At 71.2% G+C, this 17,405-nt stretch carries 16 protein-coding genes; 7 read left to right on the top strand and 9 right to left on the bottom strand.

The window, feature by feature from the left end:
* Positions 1 to 168: 168 nt before the first annotated feature.
* Complete coding sequence (gene glgX / locus ACH4E7_RS02235; RefSeq protein ID WP_396247080.1) at positions 169 to 2,397, bottom strand: glycogen debranching protein GlgX; 2,229 nt, start codon at positions 2,395 to 2,397, stop codon at positions 169 to 171.
* Positions 2,398 to 2,639: 242 nt separating this feature from the next.
* Between glgX and ACH4E7_RS02240 the strand changes: the two genes are divergently transcribed.
* From ACH4E7_RS02240 to ACH4E7_RS02255, 4 genes are all read left to right on the top strand, one after another.
* A complete protein-coding gene (locus ACH4E7_RS02240; RefSeq protein ID WP_396247081.1) occupies positions 2,640 to 3,875 on the top strand; it encodes an Ig-like domain-containing protein in 1,236 nt (411 codons plus the stop codon).
* A 227-nt stretch (positions 3,876 to 4,102) separates the two neighbouring features.
* The gene (locus ACH4E7_RS02245; RefSeq protein WP_396247082.1) at positions 4,103 to 5,362 is read left to right on the top strand and encodes an Ig-like domain-containing protein; all 1,260 of its coding nucleotides are present in this window, start codon (positions 4,103 to 4,105) and stop codon (positions 5,360 to 5,362) included.
* Positions 5,363 to 5,548: 186 nt separating this feature from the next.
* On the top strand, positions 5,549 to 6,763 hold the full coding sequence (locus tag ACH4E7_RS02250; protein ID WP_396247083.1) for an Ig-like domain-containing protein: 1,215 nt from the start codon (positions 5,549 to 5,551) through the stop codon (positions 6,761 to 6,763).
* A 199-nt stretch (positions 6,764 to 6,962) separates the two neighbouring features.
* Positions 6,963 to 7,466, top strand: a complete 504-nt coding sequence (locus ACH4E7_RS02255) for an ATP-binding protein (RefSeq protein WP_396247084.1) — start codon at positions 6,963 to 6,965, stop codon at positions 7,464 to 7,466.
* Positions 7,467 to 7,734: 268 nt separating this feature from the next.
* Here ACH4E7_RS02255 and ACH4E7_RS02260 read toward each other — a convergent pair whose 3' ends face one another.
* The 3 genes from ACH4E7_RS02260 to ACH4E7_RS02270 all read right to left on the bottom strand — a co-directional run bounded on the left by ACH4E7_RS02260 (position 7,735) and on the right by ACH4E7_RS02270 (position 9,785).
* A complete protein-coding gene (locus ACH4E7_RS02260) occupies positions 7,735 to 8,571 on the bottom strand; it encodes a hypothetical protein (RefSeq protein WP_396247085.1) in 837 nt (278 codons plus the stop codon).
* Between the two features lie 210 nt (positions 8,572 to 8,781).
* Entirely contained in the window at positions 8,782 to 8,982 is a 201-nt protein-coding gene (locus ACH4E7_RS02265; protein WP_396247086.1) for a DUF397 domain-containing protein, read from the bottom strand.
* Positions 8,979 to 9,785 (bottom strand): helix-turn-helix transcriptional regulator, encoded by an 807-nt coding sequence (locus tag ACH4E7_RS02270; protein WP_396247087.1) that lies wholly within the window; start codon positions 9,783 to 9,785, stop codon positions 8,979 to 8,981. The genes ACH4E7_RS02265 and ACH4E7_RS02270 overlap by 4 nt, the downstream gene beginning before the upstream one ends.
* 164 nt (positions 9,786 to 9,949) lie before the next feature.
* Between ACH4E7_RS02270 and ACH4E7_RS02275 the strand changes: the two genes are divergently transcribed.
* From ACH4E7_RS02275 to ACH4E7_RS02285, 3 genes are all read left to right on the top strand, one after another.
* Entirely contained in the window at positions 9,950 to 10,384 is a 435-nt protein-coding gene (locus tag ACH4E7_RS02275) for an ATP-binding protein (RefSeq protein ID WP_396247088.1), read from the top strand.
* A 326-nt stretch (positions 10,385 to 10,710) separates the two neighbouring features.
* Positions 10,711 to 11,571 (top strand): DMT family transporter, encoded by an 861-nt coding sequence (locus ACH4E7_RS02280; protein WP_396247089.1) that lies wholly within the window; start codon positions 10,711 to 10,713, stop codon positions 11,569 to 11,571.
* 112 nt (positions 11,572 to 11,683) lie between these two features.
* Positions 11,684 to 12,886, top strand: coding sequence for an epoxide hydrolase family protein (locus tag ACH4E7_RS02285; RefSeq protein ID WP_396247090.1), 1,203 nt, complete (start codon positions 11,684 to 11,686; stop codon positions 12,884 to 12,886).
* A gap of 16 nt (positions 12,887 to 12,902) precedes the next feature.
* Here the strand turns inward: ACH4E7_RS02285 and ACH4E7_RS02290 are convergent, their stop codons facing one another.
* From ACH4E7_RS02290 to gcvH, 5 genes are all read right to left on the bottom strand, one after another.
* The gene (locus ACH4E7_RS02290) at positions 12,903 to 13,736 is read right to left on the bottom strand and encodes a hypothetical protein (protein ID WP_396247091.1); all 834 of its coding nucleotides are present in this window, start codon (positions 13,734 to 13,736) and stop codon (positions 12,903 to 12,905) included.
* 28 nt (positions 13,737 to 13,764) lie between these two features.
* Entirely contained in the window at positions 13,765 to 13,902 is a 138-nt protein-coding gene (locus ACH4E7_RS02295; protein ID WP_396247092.1) for a hypothetical protein, read from the bottom strand.
* 82 nt (positions 13,903 to 13,984) lie between these two features.
* On the bottom strand, positions 13,985 to 15,352 hold the full coding sequence (locus ACH4E7_RS02300; RefSeq protein WP_396247093.1) for an L-serine ammonia-lyase: 1,368 nt from the start codon (positions 15,350 to 15,352) through the stop codon (positions 13,985 to 13,987).
* A gap of 190 nt (positions 15,353 to 15,542) precedes the next feature.
* Positions 15,543 to 16,823 (bottom strand): serine hydroxymethyltransferase, encoded by a 1,281-nt coding sequence (glyA, locus tag ACH4E7_RS02305; RefSeq protein WP_396247094.1) that lies wholly within the window; start codon positions 16,821 to 16,823, stop codon positions 15,543 to 15,545.
* A 136-nt stretch (positions 16,824 to 16,959) separates the two neighbouring features.
* On the bottom strand, positions 16,960 to 17,337 hold the full coding sequence (gene gcvH / locus ACH4E7_RS02310) for a glycine cleavage system protein GcvH (RefSeq protein WP_396247095.1): 378 nt from the start codon (positions 17,335 to 17,337) through the stop codon (positions 16,960 to 16,962).
* Positions 17,338 to 17,405: the final 68 nt, after the last annotated feature.

The following is a 17,405-nucleotide window of genomic DNA, read 5'->3' on the forward strand; positions in this document are numbered from 1 at the left end:
CCCCTGTCGGCCGCGTCCGGCGAGAATCGGCCACCCGGACGGGCGGGGCGCGGGCGGAGGGCGGGGCGCGTAGGGCCGTTCGTGCGGGGAGGAGTGCGCCGCGCGCCCCTTGCGAGCGCCCGTCGATCGGCCGATGACATCTCCTGACGGAGAGAACGCCGAGGTCGGTCACGCCGCCGGCTGATCCGGATCCCTGTGGGTGGGCGCGCGCAGCAGCTGGAGCGAGCGCCCACCGAGCAGCACCGCGCCCCGCGGGTGCGGCTCGCCCGTGCCCTCGGCGGCCGTGTCGACCACCGTCTCGTACGCGGCCTCCGGTGCCGCCCAGGGCTCGCCGGGCAGGGTGAACACCACCGGTTCACGGCCCGCGTTGAGCAGCAGCAGGAAGCTGTCGTCCCACGACGGCCGCCCGGTCTCGTCCCGTTCGGACATCGCGCTGCCGGAGAGCAGCATGCCGAGGCAGGCGGTGGGGGCGAACCAGTCCGCCTCGGTCATCTCCTTGCCGAGCGGGGTGAACCAGGCGAGGTCCGGCTGGCCGCCGGGGGTGGCGGCCCGGCCGGAGAAGAACGCCCGCCGGCGCAGCACCGGGTGGGCGCGGCGCAGCCGGATCAGCCGGGCGGTCAGCTCGCACAGCTCCCGCCAGCCGGGCTGCTCCAGCAGTGACCAGTCGAGCCAACTGACCTCGCCGTCCTGGCAGTAGGCGTTGTTGTTGCCGCCCTGGGTGCGGCCCAGCTCGTCCCCGGCCGTGATCATCGGGACGCCCGTCGAGAGCAGCAAGGTGGCCGTCAGGTTGCGCAGTTGGCGCAGCCGCAGGGCGTTGACCTCGGGGTCGGTGGTCTCGCCCTCGGCGCCGTGGTTCCAGGAGCGGTTGTCGTCGGTGCCGTCCCGGTTGGCCTCGCCGTTGGCGTCGTTGTGCTTGCGGTCGTAGGAGACGAGGTCCCGCAGGGTGAAACCGTCGTGCGCGGTCACGTAGTTGACGGAGGCGTACGGGCGGCGGCCGCCGCGCTGGTAGAGGTCGGAGGAGCCGGAGAGCCGGTAGCCGAGTTCGCGCACGTCGGGGCGGGCGCCGCGCCAGAAGTCCCGTACGGTGTCGCGGTACTTGTCGTTCCACTCGGCCCACAGCGGGGGGAAACCGCCGACCTGGTAGCCGCCCGGGCCGACGTCCCAGGGCTCGGCGATCAGCTTCACCCGGCTGAGCAGGGGGTCCTGGGCGACGGCGGCGAGGAAGGGGTGCTCCATGTCGACCCCGTCCGTCCCCCGGGCCAGGACGGTGGCGAGGTCGAAGCGGAAGCCGTCCACGCCCATCTCGGTGACCCAGTAGCGCAGCGAGTCGGTGATCAGCCGGATCACCTGCGGGCGGCGGGTGTCCAGGGTGTTGCCGCAGCCGGTGTAGTCGGCGTAGCCGCGCGGGCGGTGCGGGGCGAGGCGGTAGTAGGCGGCGTTGTCGATGCCGCGCAGCGAGAGCGCCGGGCCGAGTTCGGCGCCCTCGGCGGTGTGGTTGAACACCACGTCGAGGATCACCTCGATCCCGGCGGCGTGCAGCGCGCGGACCATCCGCTTGAACTCGCCGACCTGGCCGCCGCGGGAGCCGGAGGCGGAGTAGCCGGCGTGCGGGGCGAAGTGGCCGATCGTGTTGTAGCCCCAGTAGTTGACCAGGCCGCGGGCCTGCAGGTGGTCCTCGCTGGCGTACTGGTGCACCGGCAGCAGCTCGACGGCGGTGACGCCGAGGCGGGTGAGGTGGGCGACGGCGGCGGGGTGGGCCAGGCCGGCGTAGGTGCCGCGCAGGTGGGGCGGGATGTCCGGGTGGCGCATGGTGAAGCCGCGGACGTGGAGTTCGTAGAGCACCGTCTCGGCCCAGGGGGTCTTCGGGCGGTGGTCGTCGCACCAGTCGTCGTCATCGTGGACGACCACGGATCGGGGCACGTAGGGGGCGGAGTCGCGGTTGTCCCGGACGGTGTCGGCGACATCGGCCTCCGGCCAGTTGCGGACGGCGGAGCAGACGGCGTCGTGGGAGGTGTAACAGCCGTCGACGGCGCGGGCGTACGGGTCGAGCAGCAGCTTCGCCGGGTTCCAGCGGGCGCCGGTCCACGGGTCCCAGCGGCCGTGCACCCGGAAGCCGTAGCGGGCGCCGGGGCGTACGCCGGGCAGGAAGCCGTGCCAGATCTGGAAGTCCTGCTCGGTGAGGCGGTGCCGGCTCTCCCGGCCGTCCTCGTCGAACAGGCACAGGTCGACGGCTTCGGCGCCGCCCGCCCAGAGCGCGAAGTTGGTGCCCTGGCCGCCACTTCGGTCGGTGCGGAAGCGGGCGCCGAGCGGCTGCCAGCTGCCGGGCCACGGTGGCTCGGCGGTGTCCGGACCGCCGTTCGGCCGTACCCCGGCTTCCAGCTCCTGCCCTGACGCCATGGCCGCACCCTCCCTGGACGGGGTGTCCCGGACCCCGTTCACCTTCTCTTTCCCGGATTGAGGGGGGAGGAAGCCGCTGAACGGGGGCTTACCGGCGGATGGCGGGCGGGGGGTCGTGTGCGGGGTGGGCGGGGGAGCGGGCCCGATTCCGTGCCGCCCCGCGTGTCCCCGCCCGGTTCGCCCTCGTTGTTCCCGGCGTCGGACGCTCCAGGCGTCGGACTCGAGTCGTGGGAGGCCCCGGGATGTGGCGCCGAGTTCGGGTGGGGGCGCGGCGCGCGGTGGTGGCGGGCTGGTGCCTCGCGGTGCTCACGGGGTGCGGTGGCGGTGGTTCCCCGGCCGCCCCGGCGGAGGACCGGGCCGTGCCCGGCGCGTCGTACACCCCACCCCCGCCGCCGTCCCGGACGGTGCTCACCGCGCTGCCCGCGGACGGCGCCCAGGACGTGCCGCCGGAGGGCCCGGTGCGGGTGAGCGCTACCCAGGGGCGGCTGGTCTCGGTCCGACTGGCCGACGCCAAGGGCGTCGAGCTGCCCGGCACCATCAGCCCGGACGGCGCCGCCTGGGCGCCGGACGGCCCGCTGCCGCTCGGCACCGCCTTCACCCTGGACTCGGTCGCCGAGGACGACCAGGGACAGCGGGCGGCCCAGCACTCGGCGTTCTCGACCGTCGCCCGGGCGCACACCTTCGTCGCCTTCTTCACCCCGGAGGACGGCTCCACGGTCGGCGTGGGGATGCCGGTCTCGCTGCGTTTCAGCCGCCCGATCACCGACCGGGCCGCGGTGGAGAAGGCCGTCCAGGTCACCGCCGACCCGCCGGTGCCGGTGGCCGCGCACTGGTTCGGCAGCCAGCGCCTCGACGTCCGCCCGCAGCGGTACTGGGTGGCCGGCACCAAGGTCACCGTGGCGTTGCGGCTCAAGGGCGTGCAGGGCGCGCCGGGCGAGTTCGGCACCCAGAGCCGGGACCTGCACTTCACCGTCGGCCGGGCGCAGGTCTCCACCGTCGACCTGGACGCGCACACCCTGACCGTCCGGGCCGGGCAGGGCGGCAAGGTGGTCCGGGTGCTCAAGGTGTCCGGCGGCAGCCCCGACCACTCCACCTACCGGGGGGTGATGGTGGTGTCGGAGAAGTACAAGCTGACCCGGATGAACTCGCAGACCGTCGGGATGGGCGACGAGTACGACATCAAGGACGTCCCGCACGCGATGCGGCTGACCACCTCCGGCACCTTCCTGCACGGCAACTACTGGGCCGACCCGGGGGTGTTCGGCACCGCCAACACCAGCCACGGCTGTATCGGCCTGGCCGACACCAAGGGCGGCACGAGCAAGGACACCCCGGCGGGCTGGCTGTTCGAGCACACCCTCCCGGGGGACGTGCTGGAGGTGAAGGCCTCAACCGGGGACTTCGTGCCGCCGTCGAACGGGCTGGGCGACTGGAACGTGCCGTGGGACCAGTGGGCGGCCGGGAGCGCCCTGCGCTGACCGCCCGCCGTCTTCACCCGTGATTCACCCCCGTTCCACCCACCTCCCCCGAGTTCTCACTCAGACGGCCCAGTTATCCTGCTCCGGCGCGTCGGGGCCGCCCGAGCCACCGGGTCCGAGCGCCCCGGAGGCGCGCGGGCGAACAACTGCGCGAAAGATCGGCGCCCGGTGCAACTCATGGGGGCACTCAACGCGTCAAGAGAGTGGACACCGGGAGGGGAGATTCCGTGAAGACGGGTAAGGCGGCCGACGCCGCGATACGCACCAGCAACCGCTACGGGCGCAGGGCTGCGATGGCGTTGGTCATGGGTGGGGTACTGCTGCTCACCGCGGCGTGCAACGACGACAAGGGCGGTACGTCCGCCGACGCCGCCGCGACGGCGTCGGCGGACGCGAACGGGACGGCCGCCCCGGGGGGCAACGCGGCCACGCCGAAGGCCTCGGCGGCACAGCTCGCGGTCGAGCCGAAGGACGGCGCCCACGACGTCGCGCCGAACGGGCTGCAGGTGTCCGTCTCCAAGGGCAAGCTCACGACGGTCGAGGTGACCGACAAGAACGGCAAGCCGGTCGAGGGTGCGATCACTCCGGACGGCACCGGCTGGAAGCCCTCGGCGGCGCTCGCCGTCGGCATGGCGTACAAGGTGAACGCGCAGGCCAAGGACGACGCCGGGCTGGTGTCCGCGTCGACCACCTCGTTCACCACGCTGACGCCGGAGAAGAAGGTCTCCACCAACGACAACATCAGCGACGGCGCCACCTACGGCGTCGGCATGATCGTCTCGGTGAACTTCAGCAAGAGCGTCAAGAACAAGGACGCGGTCGTGAAGGGCATCACCGTCGAGGCCAGCGACGGCACCGTGGTCAAGGGCCACTGGTTCGACGACGACCGGCTGGACTTCCGCCCGGAGAACTACTGGAAGCCGGGCACCAAGGTGACGGTGCACTACCGGCTGAAGAGCGTCGAGGTCGCGCCGGGCATCTACGGCGACGTGGACAAGGACGAGCCGTTCACCATCGGCCGCTCCATGGTCTCCACCGCGGACGCCAAGTCGCACCAGATGACCATCGAGCGGGACGGCAAGAGCACCACCGTGCCGGTCACCCTGGGCGCGGACGCGACGCCGTCCTGGGGCGGGACGATGGTGATCATGGAGAAGGACAAGGTCACCCACATGGACTCGCACACCGTCGGCCTCGGCGGCGAGTACGACATCAAGGACGTGCCGCACGCGATGCGGCTGACCTCCTCCGGCACCTTCGTGCACGGCAACTACTGGGCCGACCCCGCCCCCTTCGGCAAGGTCAACAAGAGCCACGGCTGCATCTCGATGGCGGACGAGAAGGGCGGCAGTGACAGCTCGGTCGCCGGCAAGTTCTTCAACGACTCGATGGTCGGCGACGTCGTGAAGATCGTGAACACCAAGGAGAAGACCGTCGCACCCTCCAACGGGCTGGGCGGCTGGAACGTGTCCTGGGCCAACTGGTAGGCCCGGAGGTTTATCGCCGAGCGGCCCGAACCTCACCCGTTGGGGTGGTCGGGCCGCTCGGTTTTCGGGGCAAGAAGCCCCTCGAATGACGCAACCTTTCCGATGGCCGGGCGCGTGTACGGGGCGGGTCCTCCGGTCTGTCGGGTGCGTCGGGGTCCACGGGGAGTTCTGAGGGAGGAATCGACGTTGAGGTCGATAGGCAGGGTGGTGGCCGCCGGTCTGGTCGGCGGGGCGATGGCGCTGACCGCGGCCTGTGGCGGCGGTGACGGGGGCGGGAGCGCCGCGAAGGCCGATCTGGGGGCCGGTGCGGCCGCCTCCAAGCCCGCCGCCGCGTCGACCGGTTCGGCGCCGAAGGTGTCGGCGGCCACGGTCAGCATCGAGCCGAAGACCGGCGCGGTGGACGTGGCGCCGGGTGCCCTCAAGATCGGGGCGGCCGGCGGCAAGCTCACCACCGTCAAGGTGAGCGACAAGACCGGCAAGGAGGTCCCCGGCGCGATCGCCGCGGACGGTGCCAGCTGGACCCCGTCCACCGGTCTCTCGGTGGGCACCGCCTACCAGGTCAGCGCGATGGCCACGGACGCCAACGGCGTGGTCGCCACGGCGGACAGCAGCTTCACCACGCTGACCCCGGAGGCGCTGGCCAAGGCCTCCGACAACGTGGACGACAACGCCACCTACGGCGTCGGCATGATCGTCTCGGTGGACTTCAGCAAGGACGTCAAGAACAAGGACGCGGTCGCGAAGGGGATCACCTTCGAGGCCAGCGACGGCACCGCGGTCAAGGGCCACTGGTTCGACGACCGCCGGCTGGACTTCCGCCCGGAGCAGTACTGGAAGCCGGGCACCAAGGTGACGGTGCACTACCGCCTCAAGAGCGTGGAGATCGCCCCGGGGGTGTACGGCACCGACCGGGACGAGCCCTTCACGATCGGGCGATCCCAGGTTTCGACGGTTGACGCCGCCACGCACAAGATGACGGTGGTCCGGGACGGGCAGTCGAGCGACATCGACATCACCTCCGGCTCGACCGAACACCCCACCTGGAACGGCACCATGGTGATCATGTCCAAGGAGGGCACGGTGCGGATGCAGTCCAGCACCCTGCCCGGCATGACCGGCTCGCCGTACGACCTGCAGGTGCCGCACTCGATGCGGCTGACCACCAGCGGGACGTACGTGCACGGCAACTACTGGAGCGACGCCTTCGGTGAGGACAACGTCAGCCACGGCTGCGTGGGCCTGCGCGACGTCAAGGGCGGCGGGGACGGCACCTCGATGGGCAAGTTCTACGACGGCTCGATGGTCGGGGACGTGGTGATCGTGAAGAACTCCACCAAGAAGGAGACGCTCGACCCGGCGAACGGGCTGAGCGGCTGGAACGTGCCGTGGAGCCAGTGGTAATCGCCAGGTAGAGGCGTCTTGAGGTCAACCCGGGCTTGACGAGTGCAGGCCCGGGTCGGCCGCTTTCCTGCCCCCGGCATATGCCGACCCGGGGGAGATCGTTTGCTCATTGTCCGTACGCGGCCGCTTGCGTTCCGCAATGATGGTCCGCATGGCGGGTTGGGGCGAAGCAGATCAGTCATCGGTTCCCGGGGCCGGCGTGGTCGCCGCGAGCAGCGCGTCCTGGATCGACGTCCAGGGCGCGCTCTCGGCGCTGGAGCGGCTCAGCTCCCGTGAGCTGCGGGAGATGTACGCGGGCAGGCTGTGCGATCAGTCCGCGCCGAACGAGGTGCGGTTGCCGTCCCGTCCGGAGTCGGGCCCGGTGGCTCGCAAGCTGGTGCTGGACGTCCTGGAGTCCTGGGACCTCCACCAGCTCCTGGAAGCCGGAGAGTTGCTCACCAGTGAGCTGGTGTCCAACGCGGTGCGGCATGCTGCCGGGCGCACCATCGGCCTGCACGTCAGCCGCAAGCCCGGGTGGCTGCGGGTGGAGGTCCGCGACTCCTCGCGGGCGCTGCCCTGCATGATCCTCGCCGAGGCCAAGCCGGTGAATGAGCGTGGGCGCGGGTTGAAGATCGTCGACGACATCGCCGACCGGTGGGGCGCGGACCTGCTGCCGCGCGGCAAGGGTGTCTGGTTCGAGCTGCGGGTGCGCGAGCGGCACTGAGTCGCGCTTCCGGCCCCGGATACGCGCAGGGCCCCCGGGTTCGCCGTGTTCCGGCGGATGGGGGCCCCTGCAAGTCATCGCGCCGGCCAAGGGGGTGCGTGCCCGCGCGATGGGCGTCGGCAGTGCCAGGTCGGGCCCGCCGAAGTTCGATGTCTTGACTATCGCACGGATCTCAGCATATGGGCAAACCGGGTGTCTTGGATTACAAGGTTTGTAACCTACTTCACCTTTGGATTTTGCATAGGTTAACGCCGCTACCTGTGAATATTCACGATCTCGGCGATGTGATCATTGCCTGGCGGGCGCGCGCGGCATATTCGCGGACGGCGGTGGGGGAAAGGCGCCGGTGCGGCGGTGGGGCCGTGGGGGTGCCGCGGCAGGTGCGGCAGAGGCCGCCCAGGAGGGCGTGCGGGCGGCAGGGGGTGCGGCAGTCGGTGCACTCGATGACGCGGGTGGGCTGCTGCTGCGGGAGCGGGCGTTCCGGGGGCATCTTGTCGAGCAGGCGGCGGCGGGTGAAGGCTGCCGGGCTGTGGACGCCGTCCGGCGGGAGGCCTGCGGTGAGGGCGGCGGTGAAGAGGGCCGGGGTGGTGCCCCGGGCCAGCCACTCGGCGGCGAGCGGTTCGAGGGTCGCGCAGTCGGCGGCGGAGAGCGCGAGACGGGCGTCGGCGAGGCCGAGGGCGGCGAGGGCCGCGTAGGCGGCCGAGGTGGGGGAGGTGCGGTTGAGCGTTCGCTCCTTGGGGGGATCGGGCGCTCCGGACGTTGACGCCTCGCCCGTGGTGATGAATCGCGTCCACCAGGCGTCGGATCGAGGCGTGCGGGAGAAGTAGGTGCGGAACACCCAGCGGCACTGCTTGTCGCCGACGCGCTCGCGGACGCGACGCAGGTGACCTGCGCCGGAGAGGTTGTTGAGCACCGTGCGGCAGGCCATCTGCCCGTAGTGGGGCTGCAGGGCGGCAAGGGTTTTGACGTCCATGGCGGCGCCGTCGGGGAGGTGGTCGACGAGCGAGGCGATGTGCGCCTCGCGCGCCGGGAGGTGCGCGAAGTCGGTCGCGCAGCGGGGAAGTTGCTCCGGAGCGGACTGCTTGCCGTATCCGGGCGCGGCCATGGCGGTAGAGTCGTGGGTAGCCACAGGATCGAGCTCGCATTCGATCGTGCTGGTCAGACCCCCGTTCGGTGTTGGTAGCACCGGCGGGGGTTGTTTCGTTAGTGCGCACGCTACACGGGGGAACCGGCTGCGGCGTAGTCGTGACGATAAGTCATATCTGCTGCGCGCGGGGTGGTTGGAAGGTGGTTACCCACCCGTTCCACTAAGGAGTCACTCGACCGGCGCCGCTTGAGCTTCGGGGGCGAAGGAGACGAAGGCGGACCATGCTTCGGGGGAGAAGGTGAGGGTCGGGCCGGCCTTGTCCTTGGAGTCGCGGACGTGGACGGCGGACGGGGCGGCGGCGACTTCGACGCAGTTGCCGCCCTCGGTCCCGCTGTAGCTGGACTTCACCCAGATCACGTTGGTGCTCATGGCTCCTCCGCCAACTTGTTGATGAAACGAGCCGACTCCTCGGGGCTGAGGGCCTGCCGGAGGATCATCGCATGGCGCTGCCACAGCAGATTCACCTTCTCCGGTTCGGAATACAGGAAGCCCATGGACTGTCCCTCCTCGTAGGCAAGGCGCTCGTGATCGGCGGTTTCCAGCAGGACGAATGCGCCATTGACGCCCGGGTGGAGGCACGAGGCAGGCACTACCTGGATGTCGATGTGTCTGGGTTTGCTGGCATCAAGGAGATGCTCCAGTTGCTCCTTGTGTTCCGAAGCGGTGCCGAACCGGCGCAGGAGGGCGAACTCATCGATGAGGAAGCTGAACGACTTGGTCTGCTTGCTCAGGATCACCTGCCGAGCCAATCGGGCCGAGACTCGCTCCTCCACGGTGTCGTCGTCCAGTGGCGGCCAGTGCGCGTTCAGCAGGGAGTGGGCGGTGGCCTCAGTCTGAAGAAGGCCAGGGATGAGTTGGTTTTCGTATGAGCTCAGGACGGTCGCTTCGGGCTCGTAGTTCATGAAGTCCTGTGAGAATGAGGGGAACTTCTCGGGCGCCAGGTAGTCGGCTGCCCCCGCGATCATTCCCTTCGCGTCGCACAATTCATCCGCTACCTGAAGCAACTTGAGCGACGGCTTCCGCCTCCCCGCCTCCATCGACCGCACGCTCTCGATGTCGTAGCTGGCCGCCTGGCTCAACTGCTCCCGCGTCACGCCCGCCTTCTCACGCCACCGCTTGAGCTGATCGCCGCAGTACTTCCACGACATCGGGTTCTGCTTCGGCGTGCTCACAGCCCCGCACCCCTCCCTGCCCTGGTCAAAGGGCGGTTCAAGCTCTCGCTGTACCTCCGGCGTAACTCCTGAGGCTATGCCTGCCTGTCGACTCTTGAAGGGTGAATTGGCTGAACTCAGTCCTTGTGGGTGAAGCCGTCCTTACCTCCCCCTCAAGGACTTTGATGATCACTCAGCCAATCGACCTCATCGAGTGGATGCTTCCCCGTCACCCCCGCACCCCCGGTCGCGCTCGCGTCCGCCTCCTCCGGCAGGCCTTCGACTGGCAAGTACCCGACGAGTCCACCGAGATCGCCGTACTCCTCATCAGCGAGCTCGTCACCAATGCCTGCCACCACGCTCGGGGCCCGCGCGACCGTCTGATCGGCGTCCGGGTCCTCCTCCCCACCTGCTCCGTGCTCCGCATCGAAGTCTCCGATGCGAGCCCCGAGCTCCCGGCCCTCCGCCAGGCCGCCCTCGACGACGAGTCCGGCCGAGGCCTCGAACTCGTCGCCGCCCTCGCCACCTCCTGGGGCGCCCACCCGCGCGGCGAGGGCTACGTCGGCAAGACCACCTGGTGCGAACTCGACCTCCCCTCGCCTGCCAACCCGCACGACTGAGCGCGGGCCGCTGGTGGCGCAGGAAGTCGGCCCCGTCGACTTCCTGCGCAGGCCGGATACCATCGGGCCTGTGAACTCGTACTGGCACGTCGTACTGCCGCCGCTCAGCGCCTGATCGGGCGCGCGCTTCGGTGGCTTGATCCCTGAGACTCCCGGTTCGGCCTGGTGTGGCCGCCGTGGGGCTGTGGCGTGCGCCCGTTCTCGAAACCAGTTCCCCTGACGGTCTTCGACGACGGAAGTTCACAACTGTGCCGAATCGTTTGTCTGCGCCTGCCCGTACCCACCTGACCCCTGCTGTTCGCCGTACCAGTCCCCTCAGTGGGCCCGTGCCGATCCTCATCGCTGCGCTGCTCTGGGGCACCACCGGGACCGCCAGTTCGCTGGCGCCCGCCGGCACCCCGGCGACCGGGATCGGCTCCGCCGCGCTGGTGCTCGGCGGGCTGCTGCTGTTCCTCACCGACCGCACCGCCTGGACGCTGCCCCGGCGGTGCGGCACGCGTGAGCGGTGGCTGCTGGCGATGGGGGCCGTGGCGGTGACGGGGTACCCGCTCACCTTCTACCCGGCGGTGACCCGCACCGGGGTGGCGGTGGCCACCGTGATCGCCCTGGGAAGCGCACCGGTCTTCACCGGGCTGCTGGGCTGGCTCGCCCGGCAGGGGCGACCAAGCGGGCGGTGGGCCGGGGCCACGGCGCTGGCCGTGCTCGGCTGCGGGGTGCTGGTGCTCGGTCCCGAACTCGCCGGTGGCGGCGCGGCGGTGGACCCCGTCGGAGTGCTGCTGGCGGCGCTCTCGGGGCTGTCGTACGCGGTGTACTCGCTGATCGGCGGCCGGCTGATCGCGGCCGGGCACCCGTCGGCCGGGGTGATGGGCACGATGTTCGGCGGGGCGGCGCTGCTGGTGCTGCCGGTGTTGCTGGGCGGCTCGGTGCAGTGGCTGGCCTCGGCGCGGGGCACGGGGGTGGTGCTGCACCTCGCGGTGATCACCACCTTCCTCGCCTACCGCCTGTTCGGCCACGGCCTGCGCCACACCTCCGCCCAGACCGCCACCACGCTGACGCTCGCCGAACCCGCCGTCGCCGCCGTCCTCGGCGTCGCGGCCCTGGGAGAGCGGCTGCCCGCCGTCTCCTGGTGCGGCCTCGCGGTCCTCGCCGGCGGGCTGGCGTTCCTGGCCCTCCCGGGCCGCCGGTAACCGCCCGCTGTCGCACCCGGCCGTCGGCTCGACCGGAGGGGCGGGCCGACGGCCAGGTGGATGCCGCCGTTCCATGATCTTGACTGTGTTCGGGCGGCTACGATCGGCGGACATGACGACGCCGCCCGATGAGGGCATCCACCCGTTCCGCATCGCCGTTCCGGAGAGCGACCTGGAGGACCTGCGCCAGCGCCTCGACCGGACGCGCTGGCCGGACGAGCTGCCGGGGGTCGGCTGGGCCTACGGGATTCCGCGCGGCTACCTGATGGAGCTGACTCGGTACTGGCGGCACGAGTACGACTGGCGGGCCGCCGAGGCGCGGCTCAACCGGTGGCCGCAGTTCACCACCACGATCGACGGCGCGAACATCCACTTCCTGCACGTCCGCTCCCCGGAGCCGGACGCGGTGCCGCTGCTGCTGTCGCACGGCTGGCCCGGGTCGATCGTCGAGTTCGCCGAGCTGATCGGGCCGCTCACCGACCCCCGGGCGCACGGGGCGGAGGGGGCGCCCGCCTTCCACCTGGTGATCCCGAGCCTGCCCGGCTTCGGCTTCTCCGGCCCGACCCGGGAGACCGGCTGGGAGTACCGGCGGGTGGCGGCGGCCTTCGCCGAACTGATGCGGCGGCTGGGCTACGACTCGTACGGAGTGCAGGGCGGCGACTGGGGTTCGGCGATCTCGCGGGAGCTCGGCCGGGTGCACCCCGAGCGGGTGATCGGGGTGCACCTGAACCTGATCCCCGGGGGCGCGGCGGAGAGCGAGCCCACCGAGGAGGAGCTCGCCGGGCTCTCCGCGCCGGAGCGGGCGCGGGCGCTGGCCTCCTGGGAGCGGATGCGCGAGTGGAACCGGGACCGCAAGGGCTACGCGGACATCCAGACCACCCGGCCGCAGACCCTGGCGTACGGCCTGACCGACTCGCCGGTCGGCCAGCTGGCCTGGATCGCCGAGAAGTTCAAGGAGTGGACGGACTCCGCGGAGCGCCCCGAGGACGCCGTCGGCCGCGACCAGCTGCTCACCAACGTGATGCTCTACTGGCTCACCGGGACGGCCGGCTCCTCGGCCCGGCTCTACTACGAGCGCACCCACGCGGACTACTGGGGCCGGCCGACCGAGCCGTCGACCGCCCCCACCGCCGTGGCGCTGTTCCCCGAGGAGAACTTCCTGGTCCTGCGGCACATCGCGGAGCGGTCCGACAACATCGTCCGCTGGACGGAGCTGGACCGGGGCGGCCACTTCGCCGCGATGGAGGAGCCGGACCTGCTGACCGCCGACATCAGGGCCTTCTTCGGACAGCTGCGCGCGGGCGGCAGGTCGTAGCCGGCGCCCGGCCCGGTCAGCCCGTCGGGCAGCGCCCGGCGAGGCAGAAGGAGCCGACCGCGGAGTGCAGCAGGTCCCCGGACGGGGTGGGCCAGCTCGCTTCGGGGCCGGCCACCAGGACGGCCCAGGCCTGGCCGTCCGGGGCGACCAGGATGTGGTCGACCACCCGGCGCACCCCGTGGCCGGCCAGGTCGTAGGCGTACTCCAACTCGGCGCCGCCGCCGGGGGTCTGCTCCAGACGGATCCGGCGGTAGTTGGGGAACCTGGTGGGGTTCGAGGCCAGGCTGGCGTCGGTGGTGAGGGCCTGGTCGTACGGGGAGTCGCTGCCCATCGAGAACACCTGGATCAGGCTCTCGCCGTCGGGGGAGTCGTAGAAGACCGGCGGGCCGTCCGGGCGGCGCCGCCAGCCGTCCGGGACGAGCAGGCTGAATCCCGCCGGGTCCTGGACCAGGCTCAGGTGCGGACCGGTCGCTGTCGGCGTGGGCGTCGGGGTGGGCGTGGAAGTCGGCGTGGGCGTCGGGGACGGGAGGCCGGTCGCCAGGGTGGGTGAGGGCGCCGTGGTGACCGTCGGTACGGCCGTGCCGACGGCGCCGGGGAGTGTCATGCGGCCGTCGTCCCGGTTCAGCAGGTACCAGCCGCCGCCGGCGAGCACGCCGAGGAGCGCCCCGGCGACCGCCGCCAGCAGCACCCGCCGGTGCGACCGGTCCCCCGGCGTCCCCGACCGGCCCGCCGGTCGCCCGGTGAGCAGTGGCGGCGCCAGCGGTGGGGGCACGGCGGGCGGCATGCCGCCCGCCCCCGGCGACGCCTGCTCCACCCACTGCTGCCGCTGCGGATCCCAGCGGTTCGTCATCGCTCCCCCTCGTCCCCGCCCGGCTGCGTCACCGGCGGCGCAACCTGAACCCGACAGCCGCGATCACGAACGAGAGCAGCAGGAACGTGACCGCCAACCACAGGTGATCGCCGGTGAATAGGGCCTTCAAGACCCCCTGAAGCCCCGCACGGACCATGAATTTCACGCCCGTACCGTACCGCCCGCCACGGACACGCGGGAGCCCCCGGACGGCGACCGTCCGGGGGCTCGGCGAACCGCGGCCGCGATCAGCACTCGATGACGTTCACGGCGAGGCCGCCGCGCGAGGTCTCCTTGTACTTGATCTTCATATCGGCGCCGGTCTCCTTCATCGTCTTGATCGCCTTGTCCAGCGAGACGTGGTGCCGCCCGTCGCCGCGCAGCGCCATCCGGGCCGCGGTGACGGCCTTGACCGAGGCCATGCCGTTGCGCTCGATGCAGGGGATCTGGACCAGGCCGCCGACCGGGTCGCAGGTGAGGCCGAGGTTGTGCTCGATGCCGATCTCGGCGGCGTTCTCGACCTGCTCGGGGGTGCCGCCGAGGACCTCGGCGAGGCCGCCCGCGGCCATCGAGCAGGCGGAGCCGACCTCGCCCTGGCAGCCGACCTCGGCGCCGGAGATGGAGGCGTTCTCCTTGAAGAGCATGCCGATGGCGCCGGCCGCGAGCAGGAAGCGGACGATGCCGTCCTCATCCGCGCCCGGGATGAAGTTCAGGTAGTAGTGCAGGACGGCCGGGATGATGCCCGCCGCGCCGTTCGTCGGCGCGGTGACCACCCGGCGCCCGGAGGCGTTCTCCTCGTTGACCGCCATCGCGTAGAGGGTCACCCACTCCATCGCGTTGGCCGGGCCGATCCCCTCGGCACGCAACGTCCGTGCGGCGGCGGCCGCCCGGCGGCGAACCTTCAGCCCGCCCGGCAGGATCCCCTCGCGGGTCATGCCGGCCCGCACGCACTCCTGCATCACGGACCAGATCTCCAGCAGCCCGGTGCGGATCTCCTCCTCGCTGCGCCAGGCCTTCTCGTTCTCCAGCATCAGGCCGGAGATCGACAGCCCGGTCTCCCGGGTGAGCCGCAGCAGCTCCTCGCCGGTGCGGAAGGGGTAGCGCAGCGCGGTGTCGTCGGGCTTGACCCGGTCCGCGCCGATCGCGTCCTCGTCCACGACGAAGCCGCCGCCGACCGAGTAGTACGTCTTCTCCAGCAGCGTGGAGCCGTCCGCCGCGTACGCCCAGAGGGTCATGCCGTTGGCGTGGTAGGGCAGCGAGCGGCGCCGGTGCAGGACCAGCTGGCTGTCCGGGTCGAAGTCGATGGGGTGCTCGCCGAGCAGGTTGATCCGCTTCTCGGCGGTGATCCGCTCCACGTCCTTGTCGGCCTGGTCGACGTCGACGGTGCGGGGCGAGTTGTTCTCCAGGCCGAGCAGGACGGCCTTCGGCGTGCCGTGGCCGTGGCCGGTGGCGCCGAGCGAGCCGTACAGCTCGGCGCGCACGGCCGTCACCTGGGGCAGCAGGCCTTCGGACCGCAGCCGGCGGGCGAACATCCGGGCGGCGCGCATCGGGCCGACGGTGTGGGAGCTCGACGGGCCGATGCCGATGGAGAAGAGGTCGAAGACACTGATGGCCACGGGGACGTCCTTGTCTGTCTCGTGGAGGGACTTGCAGGCAGGGCTGACATGGGACGGGGCACCCCGCTCACTGTCCAGTGTGCGGGGTGCCCCGGGGCCCCTGGTACGTATGAGGGGTGAGGCCGGTCACGCTACCGGCCGGTCACCTACCGGCGGGTTGCCCACCGGTAGGTCACCTACTCGCCGGTACCTACTCCTGGCTGCCCAGGGTGGGGTAGAGCGGGTACTTCTCGGCCAGCGCGGTGACGCGGGCCTTCAGCGCGGCGGCGACGGTCTCGTCGAAGGCGGGCTTGAGCGCCTCGGCGATGATGTCGGCGACCTCGCGGAAGTCCTCGGCCTGGAAGCCGCGGGTGGCCAGGGCCGGGGTGCCGATGCGCAGGCCCGAGGTGACCATCGGCGGGCGCGGGTCGTTCGGGATGGCGTTGCGGTTGACCGTGATGCCGACCTCGTGCAGGCGGTCCTCGGCCTGCTGGCCGTCGAGCTGGCTGTTGCGCAGGTCGACCAGGACCAGGTGGACGTCGGTGCCACCGGACAGCACGGTGGCACCGGCCTCGGCGACGTCGTCCTGCAGCAGGCGCTCGGCGAGGATGCGGGCGCCCTCCAGGGTGCGCTGCTGGCGCTCCTTGAACTCCTCCGAGGCGGCGACCTTGAAGGCGACGGCCTTGCCCGCGATCACGTGCTCCAGCGGGCCGCCCTGCTGGCCGGGGAAGACCGCGGAGTTGATCTTCTTGGCGTACTCGGCCTTGGACAGGATGACGCCGCCGCGCGGGCCGCCCAGGGTCTTGTGGGTGGTGGTGGTGACCACGTCCGCGTAGGGCACCGGGTTCGGGTGCAGACCGGCGGCCACCAGGCCGGCGAAGTGCGCCATGTCCACCATGAGCAGGGCGCCGACCTCGTCGGCGATCCGGCGGAACTCGGCGAAGTCCAGCTGGCGCGGGTAGGCGGACCAGCCGGCGATGATCAGCTTCGGCTGGTGCTCCTTGGCCAGGCGCTCGACCTCGGCCATGTCGACCTGACCGGTCTTCTCGTCCACGTGGTACGCGGCCACGTTGTAGAGCTTGCCGGAGAAGTTGATCTTCATGCCGTGGGTCAGGTGGCCACCGTGGGCCAGGCTCAGGCCCAGGATGGTGTCGCCCGGCTGGATCAGCGCGAACATCGCGGCGGCGTTGGCCTGCGCGCCGGAGTGCGGCTGGACGTTGGCGTGCTCGGCGCCGAACAGGGCCTTGATGCGGTCGATCGCGATCTGCTCGACCACGTCGACGTGCTCGCAGCCGCCGTAGTAGCGGCGACCGGGGTAGCCCTCGGCGTACTTGTTGGTGAGCACCGAGCCCTGGGCCTCCATGACCGCCACCGGGGCGAAGTTCTCGGAGGCGATCATCTCCAGAGTGGTCTGCTGGCGGTGCAGCTCGGCGTCGACCGCGGCGGCGATCTCCGGGTCGAGGGCGTGCAGGGACTGGTTGAGAACCGTCATGGTGTGGTCTTCCCGGGAGGAGGATCAGGGGTGCCGTGCGAAGCGCGCGCTTGGAAGGGTGGGGGCGGGCGACGGGTGGGCGGAGGGACGGTGGGGGCGGGCCGGTGTGCGCGCGGCCCGCCCGGTGCCGAGCGGGTCAGCCGGCGTGGGTGAGCGCGTCGTACTCGTCGGCGCTGAGCAGCTCGTCCGTGGACTCCACGCGGACCTTGAACAGCCAGCCACCCTCGAAGGGGGCGCTGTTGACCAGGGCGTTGTCGTCCAGGACGTCCTGGTTGACCTCGGTGACCTCGCCGGTCACCGGGGAGTACAGGTCGCTGACAGACTTGGTGGATTCCAGCTCGCCGCAGGTCTCCCCGGCGGTCACGGTGTCGCCGACCTCGGGCAGCTGCACGTAGACGATGTCACCGAGCGCGTCGGCGGCGTGCTTGGTGATACCGACCGTGGAGACACCGTCCTCGGCGGCCGTCAGCCACTCGTGCTCCTTGGTGTACTGCAGGTGCTGGGGGTTGCTCATGGCGTCATTCTCCAGGATGGGAAGCGGGTACGACGAAGCGGGCCGCCGCACGGACGGCTTCGACGTGC

It is taken from the genome of Kitasatospora sp. NPDC018058, assembly GCF_044327205.1.
Taxonomy (GTDB): Bacteria; Actinomycetota; Actinomycetes; order Streptomycetales; family Streptomycetaceae; genus Kitasatospora.

Bases quoted from the DNA above. Each gene is read 5' to 3' on its own strand.
- glgX (WP_396247080.1), bottom strand. From the start codon at position 2,397: ATGGCGTCAGGGCAGGAGCTGGAAGCCGGGGTACGGCCGAACGGCGGT.
- ACH4E7_RS02240 (WP_396247081.1), top strand. From the start codon at position 2,640: ATGTGGCGCCGAGTTCGGGTGGGGGCGCGGCGCGCGGTGGTGGCGGGC.
- ACH4E7_RS02260 (WP_396247085.1), bottom strand. From the start codon at position 8,571: ATGGCCGCGCCCGGATACGGCAAGCAGTCCGCTCCGGAGCAACTTCCC.
- ACH4E7_RS02265 (WP_396247086.1), bottom strand. From the start codon at position 8,982: ATGAGCACCAACGTGATCTGGGTGAAGTCCAGCTACAGCGGGACCGAG.
- ACH4E7_RS02275 (WP_396247088.1), top strand. From the start codon at position 9,950: ATGATCACTCAGCCAATCGACCTCATCGAGTGGATGCTTCCCCGTCAC.
- ACH4E7_RS02285 (WP_396247090.1), top strand. From the start codon at position 11,684: ATGACGACGCCGCCCGATGAGGGCATCCACCCGTTCCGCATCGCCGTT.
- ACH4E7_RS02290 (WP_396247091.1), bottom strand. From the start codon at position 13,736: ATGACGAACCGCTGGGATCCGCAGCGGCAGCAGTGGGTGGAGCAGGCG.
- glyA (WP_396247094.1), bottom strand. From the start codon at position 16,823: ATGACGGTTCTCAACCAGTCCCTGCACGCCCTCGACCCGGAGATCGCC.
- gcvH (WP_396247095.1), bottom strand. From the start codon at position 17,337: ATGAGCAACCCCCAGCACCTGCAGTACACCAAGGAGCACGAGTGGCTG.